Origin of the sequence: Micromonospora sp. HUAS YX12 (genome assembly GCF_040215685.1) — a bacterium.
Taxonomy (GTDB): Bacteria; Actinomycetota; Actinomycetes; order Mycobacteriales; family Micromonosporaceae; genus Micromonospora; species Micromonospora tulbaghiae.
In genome coordinates this window covers 1,705,110-1,720,356 of sequence record NZ_CP157974.1, presented here as the reverse complement: position 1 = coordinate 1,720,356, position 15,247 = coordinate 1,705,110, and the positions used below count along the sequence as shown (strand labels likewise).

The window sequence follows — 15,247 nt, the reverse complement described above, 5'->3', positions numbered from 1 at the left end:
GGCCGGGACGCTACCGCCCGGCCGGCTCCGCGGATGCCCCGTCGACGGCTGGTGGCGGGGACCGGCGGGGTCGCTCGGTGCTCACCACCACCGCCACGCCGACCACGATGACCGCGCCGCCCATCAGCACCTGCGAGGTGACGGGCTCGGCGACGAACAGCGCGCCGAGCGCCACCGCGACCACCGGGTTCACGTACGCGTACGTGGAGACCAGGGAGATCGGCGCGTGGGCGAGCAGCCAGACGTACGCGGTGAAGGCGACGAGGGAACCGGCCACCATCAGGTAGGCCAACGCTGCCCAGGACCGCCCGGTCACCTCGGCGAAGGAGAAGCCGCGCAGCTCGCCACGGGCCACGCCGACGAGCGCGAGTACCGCCGCGCCGGCGACCATCTCGTAGACGGTGGCCACGAACGGGTCGGCGGGCATCAGGATCCGCCCGGACAGGTACGAGCCGACCGACCAGCTCGCCGCCGCGACGACCACTGTGAGCGCCCCGGCCACCGGCACGCCGTCCACCCCGTCGCGGGGCAGCACGAGCAGGACCAGGCCGGCGAAGCCGAGCGCCACCCCGAGGAACGTCCACGGTCGCGGGCGGTCCCCACCTGCCGTCCGCAGCAGCACCACGAGCAGCGGCACTGTGGCGACGAGCAGCGCTGCGACACCGGAGGGTACGGCGGTCCCGGCCGGACCGGACTCGGCGAGCACCACCAGACCGTTGCCGCCGGCCAGCAGCAGCACGCCGACGAGCGCGGCGGAGCCGACGCGGCGCGCGGGCACCCGCAACGCGCCGGGTCCGCGCCGCAGGCGCAGCACCACGGCGAGCACCACCGCGGCGGCGCAGAACCGCATCGCCGCCGAGATGAGTGGCGGCAGGGACTCGACCGCGACCCGGATGCCCAGGTAGGTCGAGCCCCAGAGCAGGTAGACCAGCACGAGGGCGGTCCAGATCAGTGCGGTGCGGGCCGGTGGCGTCGCGGAATCGACGACGTCAGTCGCACTCTCGGGGCGTGAGCTCATCGTGGGACCACGCTACGGTGACCACGGCGTCGGCGTCCCCAGTTGGTGGCCGGCCTCTCAGCACTGGCGTACGCAGGAGGCGTTCATGTCGAACTTCGGTCCACCGGGCGGCGGCTCTCCCGAGCCCTGGGGACGGCCCGACGACGGCTACGCCCCGCAGCCCGATCCCCGCTACGCCCCACAGGGCGACCCGCGTTACGCACCGCAGCCCGACCCGCAGTACGGCCCACCGCCGGGCGCGCGGCCGTACGGGCCGCCCGCCGATCAGTACGGGCCGCCCGCGCAGCAGTACGGGCCCGCCGACCAGTACGGCCCGCCCACACAACGCTACGAGCCGGGTCCGGCCTGGTCCCCCGGGCCGCCGCCGCAGGGCCACCCGGGCGACCCCTACGCCGGGCCGCAGTACGGCGGTGGCCAGCCGCCGTACGCCGAGCCGGCGCCGCCGAAGCGCGGGAAGGGCCCGCTGCTGGTGGTCGTGATCGTGCTGGCCGTGCTGCTGCTGGGCGGCGCCGGGGCGTACTGGATGCTGGGCCGGGACGAGCAGACCCCGACCGGCGGCACGACCGCTGCCACCCCGCCTGCTGCGGATCCGAGCGAGGCGCCGCCGAGCGAGCCGGCTGACACGACGCCCACGACGGCGGCCCCGGCCTCCTCGACCGATCCGCGCTTCGTCAAGGCGGGCCAGTGCGTCGCCAACGAGGGTGGCGGCGGCCAGCCGAAGCTGGTGATCGCCGACTGCGCCCCGAAGAGGTACGAGGTGCTGCGCCGCATCGACGGCGCGACGAGCGGCAAGAAGGACGCGGAGGCGAAGTGCGGGAAGGTGGCCGGCTACACCGACTGGTACTTCTTCGACAGCGAGCTGGACACGCTCGACTTCGTGCTCTGCCTGAAGCGCCGCTGAGCGTCGGCGCCGCAACCGGGCGGGCCGCAAGCCAGGATCGGTAACCAAAACTAGGGCTGTCTAGCATCCACGCTAGACAGCCCTAGTTTTATGTCGAGGCCGACACGCGGTAGCCGCCTCTACGCGCATCTAGCCTGGTCGCTAGAGAACCCGATACTGTGCGATTCGTGGATCCGGTCCGCAACCCGTACGCACCGGGCGCCGGCCAGCGCCCGCCCGAACTCGCCGGGCGGGGGCGGGAACTGGACGTCTTCGACGTGGTGCTGGAACGGATCGCCCGCGGCCGCCCCGAACGCAGCCTGATGCTCACCGGCCTGCGGGGAGTGGGCAAGACGGTCCTGCTCAACACGCTGCGCTCCGAGGCGATCAACCACCTCTGGGGCACCGGCAAGATCGAGGCCCGGCCGGACCAGTCGCTGCGCCGGCCGATCGCTGCCGCGCTGCACATGGCGGTCCGCGAACTGGCCCCACGGCACCGCGCCCCGGACCGGATCGACGCGTTCCTCGGTGTCCTCAAGGCGTTCGCGCAACGCTCCGCGCCCACCGGGCGGGGCGGCGCGGCGCCCAAGCTGCGCGACCGCTGGCAGCCCGGCATCGACGTGCCGGCGAGCAGCGGACGCGCCGACTCCGGCGACATCGAGATCGACCTGGTCGAGCTGCTCAGCGACGCGGCGGCGGTCGCCACCGACGTCGGCACCGGCATCGCGATCTTCATCGACGAGATGCAGGACGTCGGCGCGGAGGACGTCTCCGCGCTCTGCGCCGCCTGCCACGAGCTGTCCCAGCTCGGCGCGCCGCTCATCGTCGTGGGCGCGGGGTTGCCGCACCTGCCGGCCGTCCTAAGCGCCGCCAAGTCCTACTCCGAGCGGCTCTACCGCTACCAGCGCATCGACCGGCTCGACCGGATCGCCGCCGACCAGGCGCTCTGCGCGCCGGCCGAGCGGGAGGAGGTCGAGTACGAGCAGAAGGCGCTCGACCTGCTCTACGAGAAGTCCGGGGGCTATCCCTACTTCGTCCAGGCGTACGGGAAGGCCACCTGGGACCACGCGCCCCGCTCCCCGATCACCGCGGCGGACGTCCGGGTCGCCGCGCCCGAGGCGGAGGCCGAACTGGCGGTGGGGTTCTTCGGCTCCCGGTTCGAGCGGGCCACGCCCGCCGAACGCGAGTACATGCGCGCGATGGCCACGCTGGCGCTGGTGGACGGCGAGGAGGGCGGCCGGGACGACATGGACGCGGCGGTGCCGACCGCCGAGATCGCCCGCGCGCTCGGCCGCAAGCCGGCCAGCCTCTCCCCCGCCCGGGACGCGCTGATCAAGAAAGGGCTGATCTACTCCGGCGAGCGGGGAACCGTGGCGTTCACAGTGCCGCACTTCGGCCGCTACCTGCGCACCCAGCCCGCCTGACCGCTCCGGCCGCGACCGCTCAGACCCGCGACCAGGGCGGCGGGAAGACGACCTCGCCCGCCGGCGGTGGCGGCTCTCCGCTCGCCGACGGCGGCAGCACCAGCGCCTGCCACGGCTCCCCCAGCCCGGACCAGGGACTGGTCAGGCCCAGCCGGTCCGCCGGGCCGAACCCGAACCGCCGGTAGTAGGCCGGATCGCCCAGCACCACCACGAGCCGCTCGCCCAGCTCGGTCGCGGCGTCCAGCGCCGCCTGCACCGCCGCCGTACCGTGCCCCATCCGCTGCCGGTGCCGCGCCACCGCCACCGGACCCAGGGCCAGCGCCGGCCAGGTGCCGCGTTCGGTGCGTACGCCGACGCGCGTGAGCAGCGCGTACGCCACCACCTCGCCGCCGTACTCGGCGACCATGGCCAGCTCCGGGATCCACGCCGGGCTGTGGCGCAACTCCTCGACCAGGCCGACCTCCGGTGGGGTGGCCACATCGGGCCGGGCGAAGGCGGCGGCCAGCACCCGGGCCACCGGCGCCTCGTCGGCGGGGCTCTCCGGGCGCAGTCGCAGCGTCGTCACCCGCGCGACCTTACCGAACGCGACCGGTCCATCCGCGACGGTCGCTGAAATCGATACCGTTCGGACGTCCACGTCGGCCGATACCTTTCGTGTGTTGCGGGGATGACGACGCCCTCGACGGGGTAAGACTGAGCCATGAAGCCCGTGCGCTCCCTCGCCCGAGTCATGTTGAGCGGCATCTTCGTGGTCAGCGGCGCCCGCAACCTGCGCAACCCGGAACGCCTGGTGCAGGCCGCGGAACCGGTCACCGGGAAGGTCGCCCCGCTGATCCAGAACGTGCACCCCCGCATCCCCACCGACACGGTCTCGCTCATCCGGGCCAACGCCGCCACCCAGCTCGTCGGCGGCCTGATGCTCGCCACCGGCCGGTTCACCCGTCCGGCCGCGCTCGTGCTCGCGGGCACGCTGGTCCCGACCACCGCCGCCGGCCACCCCTTCTGGAACAACGACGACCCGGCCGCCCGCAACAACAACCAGATCCACTTCCTGAAGAACCTCGGCCTGCTCGGTGGCCTCCTCCTCGCCGCCGCCGACACCGAGGGCAAGCCGGGCCTGCGCTGGCGCGCCGGCCACCGGATCGACCACTCACGCCGCTCGGTCAAGCGCGCGGTCCGCACCGCGCGCCGCGAGGCGAAGATCGCCGTACGCTCCGCGGCGACCGCCCGCCGCATGCCCGGCTGACCAGGCATTCCGTACGGCCTACCACCCCCGCAAGGCCACCAATCACCTGAACCGTCCGAGACCCGTTAACGCGGTGGAAATGTCAAAAACACGTGTGGGATCGGACACGGTCGCGTAACGCGGGAGGCAGCAACGTGAGGCGCCGTTCTAGGCTCCGTTCTGGACCTGGACGGGTGCGACGATCTTGGTACGGGGGTGGCCACGCCATGCCGACGACAGTCGGTAGACGGACCAACCGCCTCGCCCCGGCCTCCCGCGTCGACCGCCGGATCGTGGTGCGTCTCGGCGTCGTCGCCGCCGTGTCGTACGCCGCGTGGCTCGCCATCGGCGCCTTCGGACGGCCGTACAACTTCTTCGACATGAAGATCTACCACGGCGCCGTGCTGTGGTGGGCCGGCGGCAACGAGCTGTACGACTTCGTCGCGCCCTCGACCACGCTGGGCTTCACCTACCCCCCGTTCGCCGCCCTGGTCATGCTGCCGATGTCCTGGCTGCCGGTCGACGGCGCCGGCTTCGTCAACGCGCTCGCCAGCATCGGCGCGCTCGCTGTGGTCCTCGCCGCGCTGCTGCGCCCCGTCGTGGACCGGCTCGGCTGGCCGCTCTGGTTCACCGTCGGCATCGCCACCCCGCTCGCAGTCGCCATCGAGCCGTCCCGGGAGACGCTCGGCTACGGGCAGGTCAACCTGCTGCTCTTCGCGCTGATCATGGCGGACATGGTGGGCCTGCGCTGGCGGGCCAAGCGGGGCACCCACTACGAGACGGCGGATTCGCCGCTGGCCCGGTTCGTCTACAGCGGCGCCTGGGCCGGTGTGGGCATCGGGCTCGCCACAGCGGTCAAGCTCACCCCGGCGTTGTTCGTGGCCTACCTGATGCTCACCCGGCAGTGGCGGGCCGCGCTCACCGCCGTCGGCACCGCGATCGGCGTGACCATCGCGACGTTCGGCGTGCTCGGTGAGGAGTCCCGCGCGTACTTCGCCGACGTGCTCTGGCAGACCGAGCGGGTCGGCGCGGCGGACATGACCGCCAACCAGTCCCTCGCCGGTCTGCTGGCGCGGCTCTACGACTCCATCGAGACGCCCGGCCTGCTCTGGCTGGCGTTCTCGGTGCTGATCCTCGCGCTGGGCCTGTCCCGGGCGATGAGCGCCCGGGCCGACGGAGACGAGCTGACCGCGTTCACGCTGGTCGGGCTCACCGCCAACGTGATCAGCCCGATCTCCTGGTCGCACCACCTGATCTGGGTCATCCCGGCGATCATCGTGCTGGCCGACGCCGCGGTACGCCGCCGCGAAGCCAGCCGCGGCCTGCCACCGCGCGGCACCGGCGGCCCCTCGGCCAACGGCGTGCCGGCTCTGCGCCCGCCGATCTGGTACCCGACGCTCACCGGGCTCCGCCACGGCGTCGGCGCGCTCGGGCTCTACCTGCTGTTCCTGATCTCACCGATCTGGCCGTACGAGCACCAGCTCCCCGAGGTGTCCCACTACCAGGACGGCCTGTTCGGCGCACTGATGGAGAACTCCCTGGCCATCGCGCTGATCGTGCTCGTCGCGGCGCTGCCGTGGCGCCCCGGCGCCGAGCCGGCGTTCTACCACGAGCGGCTGGGCCGCACCGCCGCGCTCGCCTCCCGGCGCTGAGCGCTCAGGGGCAGTTCACCCACTCCTCGGTGCCGTCGTCGAAGACCTGCCGCTTCCAGATCGGCAGCCGCGCCTTCACCTCGTCGACCAGCCGCGCGCAGGCGGCGAACGCGGCCGCCCGGTGCGCCGTGCTGACCGCCGCCACCAGTGCCACGTCCCCGATCTCCAGCGGGCCGATCCGGTGCGACACCGCCACCGCGTACACCTGCGGGTCGGCCGCGATCTCGGCCGCCACCTCGCGCAGCACCGCCTCGGCGGTGGGGTGGCCCTCGTACTCCAGCCGGGTGACCCCCCGCCCGTGGTCGTGGTCGCGGACCACGCCCTGGAAGGACACCACCGCGCCGGCCCGGCGGTCGGCGACCGCCGTCTCGTGCGCGGCCAGGTCGAGCGGCCGGTCGGTCACCGCGCCGAGCACCACGCCTGCTTCCACTGTCACGACGTCTCCCGTCGGCTCGTTCGCGCTCACCCGAATCGCTCCCCAGGGGTCAGTGGCAGCGGCACGAGCGGCACCCGGTCACCGGCCGCGCCGCTGGTGCCGGGCCGGATCACCGCGAACCCGTCCGCGCCGGCCAGCCCTCGCAGCATCGCCGAGCCGACGTGCCGCACCGGGTACGCGGTGCCGGCGACGCGGTCCCAGCGGGCCAGCGCCAGATGGGTGTAGTCGCCGCGCCCGGGGATCGGCTCGGCCAGTGTCACGTGCGGCAGCACCGGCATCGGCCGGCCGGTGAGACCGGCGAGCAGGGGCGCGACGAGCGACACGAGCGCCACCACGGCTGACTGCGGGTTGCCGGGCAGACCGGCCACGAACCGCACCCGCCCGTCGCCGTCCACCAGCCGGGCGAGCAGCATCGGGAAACCCGGACGCACCGCCACGGTGTTCACCACGTAGTCGGCGCCGAGCGCCTCCAGCGTCGGGTGCAGGTGGTCGACCGGGCCGTGCATGGTGCCGCCGGTGGTGCAGACCAGATCGGCGTTGGCGAGCGCGCCCCGCAGCGCCGCCACGTGCGCGGGCAGCGTGTCGGCGACCGGGCCGACCACGTCGGCCGCGCGCACCTGGCAGCCGTAGCGGCGCAACCAGGCCGGCACCGACGGACCGAGCGCGTCACGGACCCGGCCGGCGCCGGGCGGACCGGAGGTGAGCAGTTCGTCGCCGAAGACCAGCAGCGCGGCCCGGGGTGGACGGCGGACCCGCAGCGTGTCGAGCCCGCAGGAGGCGGCCAGGCCGATCACCGCCGGGTCCACGGGCGTGCCGGCGGGCAACAGTTCCTCCCCGAGGTGCGCCTCCTCGCCCGGCTCCCGCCACTCCGGCGCCGGGCGGGGCGTGCCGGACACCAGGCCGTCCGCCGTACGCGTCGACTCCTCGATCCGCAGGATCGCGGTCGTGCCCTCGGGAACCATCGCGCCGGTGGCGATCTCCACGGTGCTGCCGTCGGCCTCCAGCGCAGGTGCGGTGTGCCCGGCGAGCACCCGGCCGACCACCCGCCACGGCCCCGGGCCACGGACCGCCCAGCCGTCCACGCTGGAGGTGGGGAACGCGGGCAGGGCGGTACGCGTGGTCAGCGGCTCGGCCAGGGTGTGCCCGTCGGACTCGGCCAGCGGACGGGCGACCGCGGGGAGCGCGGCGGACAGGCCCACCGCGTACACCCGGGAGCGGGCCTCCTCCCACCCGGCCGGGGGTGGCGTGCCCGCCTCGGCCGCGGCGGCTTCGGTTTCCGTGCTCATCCGGCGAGCCTAGCGCCGGGGCACGCGCCTCGCGGGTTCAGTGGTCGCCGCCGCGAAGCTGGTCGACGGCGTGCCGCAGGATCGGCCCGAGCACCGCCAGACCGTCGCGGGCGCCGCCCCGCGAACCCGGCAGGTTGACCACGAGCGTCCGGCCGGTCACCCCGGCCAGCCCTCGGGACAACGCCGCCGCCGGCACGGTGTCGCGGCTGTGCGCGCGGATCGCCTCGGCGATGCCGGGGATCTCGTAGTCGAGCAGCGCGCGCGTCACGTCGGGCGTGCGGTCGGTCGGGGTGATGCCGGTGCCGCCGCTGGTCAGCACCACGTCGACACCGTCGTCGCGGGCCGCGCGCAGGGCGTCGCCGACCGGTTCGCCGTCCGGCACCACCACCGGAGCGTCGACCTCGCACCCCAGTTCGCGCAGCCCGGTCACGAGCAGCGGGCCGCTGGTGTCCTCGTACACCCCGGCGGCGGCCCGGTTGGACGCCACGATCACCCGGGCCCGGATCACGGCCGGTCCTCCGGCCGGACCCACTCGCCGGTCTTGCCGCCCTCCTTGCGGAGCACCCGGACGGCGTCCACCGACGCGGCCGGGTCGACCGCCTTCACCATGTCGACCAGGGCGAGCCCGGCGACCGCCACCGCGGTCAGCGCCTCCATCTCCACGCCCGTACGGTCGGCGGTCTTCGCGGTGGCGGTGATCTCCACCGTGTCGGCGGTGAGGTCGAGGTCGACTGTGACGCCGTGCAACGCGATCGGGTGGCAGAGCGGGATCAGGTCAGGCGTGCGCTTGGCGCCCATGATGCCGGCGAGCCGGCCGACGGCCAGCGCGTCGCCCTTGGGCAGGCCGTCGCGGCGCAGCAGTTCCACCACCTCAGGGGTGGTGCGGAGGCGGCCGGCGGCGACCGCGAGCCGGCCCGAGACCGGCTTGGCGGAGACGTCGACCATCCGGGCCGCACCGGCCGGATCGACGTGGGTGAGCTGCGCGGGTTCGGTCACGGCCCGACCCTATCCGCCGGGTACGACGCCGCGGGTGCCCCCGGCCCGCGGCGGGGAGGAGCGTCGTGCCGGGTGCCGATACACGACGCCCCTCCCTCACCTACCCACCGCCGATTCGCTGGGGGGAACTGACGGTGGGGGCCTCGTTCGGCCGGGTCCGCTCTGGCGGTGAACCCACCCCGTGGCCGATGCCGGGGACGCTAACGAACGCCGCGATAAGAAATCGATAAGCCGGTTCAGTGGCTCATGCCGAGGAGCAGAGCGCGGACGCGCTGCTGTTCCGGCCCACCGATTCGCTCGAAGATCGCCAGCGCCCTCCGCCACAGCCGGCGCGCTTCGTCCGGGTCCTTGTCCACCAGGAGGCTACCGAGCCGAGCCAGAGCGCGGCCTTGTTCCTGTGGGTGTGCGATACGGCTGGCCAACTTCAGAGCCTGCTCGTGCAGGCGAATCGCTTCCTGCGGGTATCCCTGGGCCCCGGCGGTCGTGCCGAGTTCGTTCAAAGCGGCGCACTGAGCGTGGCGTTCACCATTGTCGAGCGCCAACCGCAAGGCCGTTTCGTGCTGGTGACGAGCCTCGTCCAACCGGTCGAGCTCGCGTAGGGCGATGCCGAGATCCACCCGAAGCTCCGGCTCGCCGTAGCGGTGGCCGGTCCGATCCCGTAGCCGCAGCGAAGCTTCCATTATCCGAACAGCAGGTTCGAAGTCCCCCATCCTCGACCTGACCATGCCGATGTGCCCCAGAGCATTGAGCAATTGAAATTGGTCTGATGCGGATCTCGCCAGGAACAGGTGCAGTCGATGAAGTTGCAACGCCTCCTGGTACCTACCGATTGCTGCCAGCGCGATGCCGTGATTCGGTAGCACGAGATCGATCCAGGCATGGCGGCCCAGCAACACCTCCCGTCGTAGATACGCGCCCAATTGCGCCGCCGCCTCGAGTTGCCCGGTCAACCAGTAGACGACCGTAAGATTGGCACGGAAGCGAGCCGCGTTACGCGTGTCGCCCAACTCCTCGTAGATCTCAACCGCTGATTCCACCAGTTTGGTCGCTGCGGGATAGTCACCGGTTCGCACGTAGGCGGAGGCGAGGTAGTTCTGCATCTGGGCGGTTGCCTCTTGATCGCCCAGACGCTGGGCGGAGCGCAAGCCACACCGGTGGGTCGACAGCATGTCATCGAAGTACGTTCTTATGTAGAAGAAGCGCCAAAGCGAGCGCGCCAGCCGCCAGGAGAACTCGTCGCTACCCGTTTCCGTGGCGTACGCGACGAGAGCGGTAAGGGTAGTCCGTTCGCGTTCCAGCCACTCTACGTCCGGGCTGATCGCCGCGACCAGATCCGGGCGGGAAGGTGGTTCGGCGGCCAGTTCGCTCCCCCTCAGGCGCGGCTCCAGCTCCGCCGCCACGGACAGCGCGGCGTGAAGACACAGCTCGAGAAGCCGGTCCGTCGCCTCCCGTAGAACCCGCGGGGGGTCGATGCGCCGCGAGAGCCCGCTGGCGTACTCGCGAACCAGGTCGTGCAACCGATAGCGCCCGTTTGCCTTCTCCTCGAGCAGATGGCGATCCACCAAGTCGTCAAGAACCCGCTCGGTCTCGGGAAGCGGGAGATCGGCCAACGCCGCCGCCATCGGTGAACTCAGATCGTCGCCGGGATGGAGCGCGAGAAGCCGGAACACCTGCCGGCTTCGCTCATCGAGCGGTTCGTAGGAGGTGGAGAACGCGTCGACCAACGTCCGGTCACCTACTGCGATCTGGCCTAGCCGACCGCGTTCATCGGCGAGTCGGGCCGCCAGATCCGCAACCAGCCAACTCGGGCGGTGCGCCAACCGTGCTCCGGCAAGCCGTATGGCCAGGGGAAGACAGCCGCAGCGGCGTACCACCTCGTCTGCCGCCTCCGCCTCCGCTCGCACCCGGTCTGCACCAGCAGTGGAGGCAAGCAGGGTGACGGCCTCGGCAGGGGTCAGGACTTCCAGGGACTCCGGAACTCCAAGTTCGGTTGCGAGCAGCCTCGACCGTGTGGTGATCAGCACCACGGTTCCCACGCCTTCAGGCAACAGCGGGAGCACCTGCTCAACGCTCGCCGCGTTGTCCAAGACCAGCACCGTCCTGCGTTGTGCCAACTCACGGCGCCAGAGATCGGCTCGATCCTCGAAGTCGGTCGGCACCCGCCCTGGAGGCACGCCCAACTGCCGAAGCAGGGTCAACAGCACCGCCTGCGGTTCCAGAGCAGCAGTTTCTCCATGCCCTCGCAGGTCGACGAACAACTGGCCGTCCGGATGCTGCGTTCCCAACATCTCGGCCAACCGGACTGCGAGAGTCGTCTTGCCGCAGCCTGCCATCCCGTCGATCACCTGGATGACGGCCGCCTGCTCAGAACGCCTCCTGATTTCGCGCAGCAGCCGGTCCAGCACGTCCTGTCGGCCGACGAAATCGGTTGTCGGCCGAGGAAGCCAACTTACGGAAGGTGCCACCCGAGGGCTGCTGGACGCCGACCGGTCACGCGAGTCCGGCAGTCGTCGACCGGTCTCAAGTGCCTTTCGATGCAGCTCGTCCAGCCGTGAACCCGGCCGCACGCCCAATTCTTCATCCAGCGCCGCACGAGTGGACCGGTAGACGGCGGCCGCTCCGGCCGAGTCCCCACTGGCAAGCAGAGCTTCCATGAGAACCGCCTGAAGCCCTTCCCGGGTGGGTTGACGGGCGGCATGAGGTCGAAGAAGCCGGATGGCATCCTCCGGTTGCCCGGAGCTCAGGTGGAAGCCGGCCAGGAGCACCAGCGCAGCCTCGTGTTCCCGCTCGGCCAGTTCGCGGCGGGCGGACAACACCGGCCCCAGCGGCAGCCCGGGAAGAAGTAAACCCGACCAGTTGTCGACGGCATCGGTGAGCACACGGATTGCGGCGCTTGCGTGGCCTGCGTCGGCCAAGGCACGCCCATGGGCGATCTGACGCTCGACCCGGGCCAGGTCGACGGCGTCCGGACTGATCAACAGTTGGTATCCGCCCGGTCGGCGAACGACCATCGCTTCTCCGTCGGCATGCACGAACGTCCGTCTGAGGTTGGCCGCATATGTGCGCACGTTAGGTAAGGCGGACCGGGGAGGCGAGTCCGGCCACAGCTCGTCCACCAGCTTGTCGAGGGTGACGAGCCGACCCGCATGTACGGCGAGCATCCCCAGGACAAGCTGCTGCTTCGGGGTACCGAGGTGCACCGAGCCGCCCTCGTAGTACGCCGCCAGGCCACCGAGGACCCGAATCTTCACGCCGTCCGACTCCGGATTTCGCGAACTCAATTACGCTGGTTGAAATCCTAGCCTTCACTGCGGGCCGTCGCTGACCGGCTACCCGAGGAGCGGGGACGCTACCGATGCGGCCATTGAGGCATGAAAGCTGCGCCGCCCGACGGTTGTATTCCCTCCAAAGGGTCGCCCAGGCTGACAGGATCACGCGAGGTGCGGCCGACCCTGGTTGCAATCCGCAACCGGGCAAGCACCGGCAGGCTGCTTATGACTTCGCTCTGCATCACCGTGATGGACAGAACGTCATTAATCAGCACAGACTTAGCTGATATTGCGCATAGCGACATTTATGTCTTCTAACCAGGAGCTTTCCTCTCCTAAGCTTCTTTCGAGGTTTTACCCCGCCGTAAACGCTTCGAAAGAGCAGGAAAGGAGTTCGGCGATGCGCGGTAGCGAGTGGCACTGAAAATGCGGCACTTCTCGCCGAGAAACTCCTCGCGGTAAGCTCTTGGTCACGTCGCTGGCAACCCACCAGCACGTGCGTCAGCCTCTCAGCCCTGGGAGCTGCATGAGTCGCACCGCCGGACGACGCGATGCTGGGACCGATCGACGTCTGCTGACGCTCGTCGGTCTCATCGTCGTTCTCGCGTCAGGCGTGGTGGTCGGTGCCATCGCCTCCCTGCCGCGAACTCTTCCCGATTCGGTCCGGGATATCGGGACCTTCGCCACGCTCATCTTCATGATCACGCTGGGCGGTGTCGTCAAAGCGTCGATCCGGGTCCGCTCCACCACGCACTCCATCGCCTGGGTGGAAACAGCTGTGGTGATCGGTGTAGCGATCGCACCGGCCTCCTGGGTCGTCGCCAGCACCGTGCTGGGTGTCGCCGCGTCCTCGATCATCCTGCGTCTGCCGGCAATCAAGTCGGCCTTCGGAATCGGGAAGAACGTGCTGATCGCAGGCGGCACGGTGGCCGTTACATCGGTCCTCGACTGGCCGGGTGAGTCGCCGTCGATAGGTGGCCTCATAGGCACCCTGGCCATCGTCTACCTAGTAGCGGCACTACTCGATGATCTCCTGGCCATGCCGGTCATCGCGCTCGCGTCCGGGACACCCATCGTCCGCCAGTTCCGCACCGACCTCGACCTGCGGGTCGCCGGCTTCGCGGTCCGATTCCTCGTCGCCGCGTGCACAGTACTCATCCTGCGGGCAGACCCCCGATTGCTGCTCGCCGTGCCACCGCTCGTCCTCAGCCTGCACCTGGCCTACTCCGCCCGGATCCGCACCCGCACCGAGCAGCAGGCGTGGCAGCGCCTGGCCCGCACCACCGACGCCCTCAACGTGGTCGACCTCGACCAGGTACTCACCACCGCGGTCACCGAGGCCAGCGAACTCTTCTCCGCCGACGAGGTCGAGATCGAGCTGCGCGACGGCGGACGCACCGTCCGGGGCAACGGCACGGACATCGCGTACGACGGAACGGCCCCCCAGCCCAGCGCCGTCGACGGTCAGGTCATGCCGGTCCCGCTGGAGGGCCACGACCGCACCGACGACGTCGGCGTGCTGCGGCTGCGGTTCGCCGGCCCGGTCGAACTCTCCGAACGCGAGCAGTACACCCTGCGCACCTTCGCCTCCGCCCTCTGCACCGCGGTCCGCAACGCCCAGGCGTACGCCGAGCTCGCCCGCATCGCCGAGGACCACGCCTACGCCGCCACCCACGACGCCCTCACCGGCCTGTCCAACCGGCGGCACCTGCTCGACGAGGGCAGCGCCCAGCTCACCACCCGGCACGCCGACGGCGTCACCGCCCTGGTGCTGATCGACCTCAACCACTTCAAGGAGGTCAACGACACCCTCGGGCACGGCGCCGGTGACCAGGTGCTGATCCAGGTCGCCGAACGGCTGCGCGGCGCGGCCCGCCCCGACGACCTGGTCGCCCGGCTCGGCGGCGACGAGTTCGCCGTACTCCTGCGCGGCCTGCCCGCCCCGGCCGTCGCCGCCCACCGCGCCGAGGCCCTGCTCGCCGCGCTGCACGACCCGCTCGACCTCGACGGCATGCGGATCAGCGTGGAGGCCAGCGGCGGCATCGCCGTCGCCCCCGCCACCGGCGGCATGGCGGAACTGCTGCGCCGCGCCGACGTGGCCATGTACCAGGCCAAACGCGCCGGTCAGCGGGTCGCCACCTACGCGCCGGCCCGCGACACCGCCGACCTGAGCCGGCTCACCCTCGGCGGCGAACTGCCCCGCGCTGTCGCCGACCACGAGTTCACGGTCAACTTCCAGCCCATCGTCGACCTGGCCGGAGGCGAGGTGATCGGCGCCGAAGCCCTGGCCCGCTGGCACCACCCCACCCACGGGCTCATCGACCCGCTGCGCTTCCTCGAAGCGGTGGAACGCTCCGGGCTGCTCCCCGCGTTCGCCGAGGCGATCCTCGACCAGGCGCTCATCGCCGCCGGCTCCTGGCGCGACGCCGGCTTCGACCTGCCCGTCTCGGTGAACGTGTCCCCGCGCAGCCTGCTCGACGCCCGCTTCCCCGGCGCCGTGCTGGCCCGGCTGCGCGCCCACGACCTCCCGCCGGACCGGCTCGTGCTGGAACTGACCGAGACGCTCACGCTCAGCCAGCTCGACGTGGTCGACCGCGTACTCAGCCGCCTGCGTGACTCCGGCGTCCGGCTGGCACTCGACGACTTCGGCACCGGATACTCGTCGCTCTCCCTGCTCTCCCGCATCCCCGTACACGAATTGAAGATCGACCGCAGCTTCGTCGGCGCCATGGAGACCGCGCCCGAAGCCGCCGCCGTGATCCGCTCCACCCTCGACCTCGGCCGCAGCCTCGACCTCACGGTCGTCGCCGAGGGCGTCGAGAGCGAACCGCAACGCCGCGCGCTCTGGGAACTCGGATGCGCCGCCGGGCAGGGCCACCTGTTCGCCCGGCCACTGCCCGCCGCCGCGCTGCTCGCCGCCCTCCAGCGCGGCCACGGCGGCCGGACCGGCGCGCTCGCACCCGCGCTGCACGACGCCGGCGCTGTCATCCGCCTCCCCGGCCGCCGCACCGGCCGCACCCGCCCGTCACCCCCCGCCGCCACCGACGCCCGGCAACCCTGA

The 15,247-nt window shown here is 71.6% G+C and carries 12 protein-coding genes; 5 read left to right on the top strand and 7 right to left on the bottom strand.

The features are described 5' to 3' along the window. Window positions 1-10: 10 nt before the first annotated feature. Complete coding sequence (locus ABIH81_RS08550; RefSeq protein WP_349879799.1) at window positions 11-1,018, bottom strand: EamA family transporter; 1,008 nt, start codon at window positions 1,016-1,018, stop codon at window positions 11-13. A gap of 85 nt (window positions 1,019-1,103) precedes the next feature. Between ABIH81_RS08550 and ABIH81_RS08545 the strand changes: the two genes are divergently transcribed. Both ABIH81_RS08545 and ABIH81_RS08540 read left to right on the top strand, forming a co-directional pair. Further along, on the top strand, window positions 1,104-1,919 hold the full coding sequence (locus tag ABIH81_RS08545) for a flagellar basal body protein FliL (RefSeq protein ID WP_349879798.1): 816 nt from the start codon (window positions 1,104-1,106) through the stop codon (window positions 1,917-1,919). Window positions 1,920-2,086: 167 nt separating this feature from the next. Beyond that, window positions 2,087-3,322, top strand: coding sequence for an ATP-binding protein (locus tag ABIH81_RS08540; protein WP_174536195.1), 1,236 nt, complete (start codon window positions 2,087-2,089; stop codon window positions 3,320-3,322). A gap of 19 nt (window positions 3,323-3,341) precedes the next feature. Here the strand turns inward: ABIH81_RS08540 and ABIH81_RS08535 are convergent, their stop codons facing one another. Continuing rightward, window positions 3,342-3,887, bottom strand: a complete 546-nt coding sequence (locus ABIH81_RS08535; RefSeq protein ID WP_349879797.1) for an N-acetyltransferase — start codon at window positions 3,885-3,887, stop codon at window positions 3,342-3,344. Window positions 3,888-4,022: 135 nt separating this feature from the next. Between ABIH81_RS08535 and ABIH81_RS08530 the strand changes: the two genes are divergently transcribed. Further along, window positions 4,023-4,568 (top strand): DoxX family protein, encoded by a 546-nt coding sequence (locus tag ABIH81_RS08530; protein WP_349879796.1) that lies wholly within the window; start codon window positions 4,023-4,025, stop codon window positions 4,566-4,568. A 206-nt stretch (window positions 4,569-4,774) separates the two neighbouring features. Then, window positions 4,775-6,199, top strand: a complete 1,425-nt coding sequence (locus tag ABIH81_RS08525; RefSeq protein ID WP_349879795.1) for a glycosyltransferase 87 family protein — start codon at window positions 4,775-4,777, stop codon at window positions 6,197-6,199. A gap of 4 nt (window positions 6,200-6,203) precedes the next feature. On the opposite strand, the gene ABIH81_RS08520 is transcribed toward ABIH81_RS08525, so the two are convergent. From ABIH81_RS08520 to ABIH81_RS08500, 5 genes are all read right to left on the bottom strand, one after another. Next, window positions 6,204-6,635 carry a molybdenum cofactor biosynthesis protein MoaE gene (locus ABIH81_RS08520; protein WP_349879794.1) on the bottom strand — a complete coding sequence of 144 codons (432 nt, stop codon included), beginning with the start codon at window positions 6,633-6,635 and terminating at the stop codon, window positions 6,204-6,206. A gap of 26 nt (window positions 6,636-6,661) precedes the next feature. Beyond that, on the bottom strand, window positions 6,662-7,921 hold the full coding sequence (locus ABIH81_RS08515) for a molybdopterin molybdotransferase MoeA (protein WP_349879793.1): 1,260 nt from the start codon (window positions 7,919-7,921) through the stop codon (window positions 6,662-6,664). Between the two features lie 37 nt (window positions 7,922-7,958). Further along, on the bottom strand, window positions 7,959-8,429 hold the full coding sequence (locus ABIH81_RS08510) for a MogA/MoaB family molybdenum cofactor biosynthesis protein (protein ID WP_349879792.1): 471 nt from the start codon (window positions 8,427-8,429) through the stop codon (window positions 7,959-7,961). Continuing rightward, complete coding sequence (moaC, locus tag ABIH81_RS08505; RefSeq protein WP_349879791.1) at window positions 8,426-8,917, bottom strand: cyclic pyranopterin monophosphate synthase MoaC; 492 nt, start codon at window positions 8,915-8,917, stop codon at window positions 8,426-8,428. Before moaC ends, ABIH81_RS08510 begins: the two co-directional genes overlap by 4 nt. A 236-nt stretch (window positions 8,918-9,153) precedes the next feature. After that, on the bottom strand, window positions 9,154-12,168 hold the full coding sequence (locus tag ABIH81_RS08500; protein WP_349879790.1) for a tetratricopeptide repeat protein: 3,015 nt from the start codon (window positions 12,166-12,168) through the stop codon (window positions 9,154-9,156). A 544-nt stretch (window positions 12,169-12,712) separates the two neighbouring features. Here ABIH81_RS08500 and ABIH81_RS08495 point away from each other — a divergent pair. Then, entirely contained in the window at window positions 12,713-15,247 is a 2,535-nt protein-coding gene (locus ABIH81_RS08495; protein ID WP_349879789.1) for an EAL domain-containing protein, read from the top strand.

Coding starts and splice junctions, on each gene's coding strand:
- ABIH81_RS08550 (WP_349879799.1), bottom strand. CDS start 1,018: ATGAGCTCACGCCCCGAGAGTGCGACTGACGTCGTCGATTCCGCGACG.
- ABIH81_RS08515 (WP_349879793.1), bottom strand. CDS start 7,921: ATGAGCACGGAAACCGAAGCCGCCGCGGCCGAGGCGGGCACGCCACCC.
- ABIH81_RS08495 (WP_349879789.1), top strand. CDS start 12,713: ATGAGTCGCACCGCCGGACGACGCGATGCTGGGACCGATCGACGTCTG.
- ABIH81_RS08545 (WP_349879798.1), top strand. CDS start 1,104: ATGTCGAACTTCGGTCCACCGGGCGGCGGCTCTCCCGAGCCCTGGGGA.
- ABIH81_RS08530 (WP_349879796.1), top strand. CDS start 4,023: ATGAAGCCCGTGCGCTCCCTCGCCCGAGTCATGTTGAGCGGCATCTTC.
- ABIH81_RS08525 (WP_349879795.1), top strand. CDS start 4,775: ATGCCGACGACAGTCGGTAGACGGACCAACCGCCTCGCCCCGGCCTCC.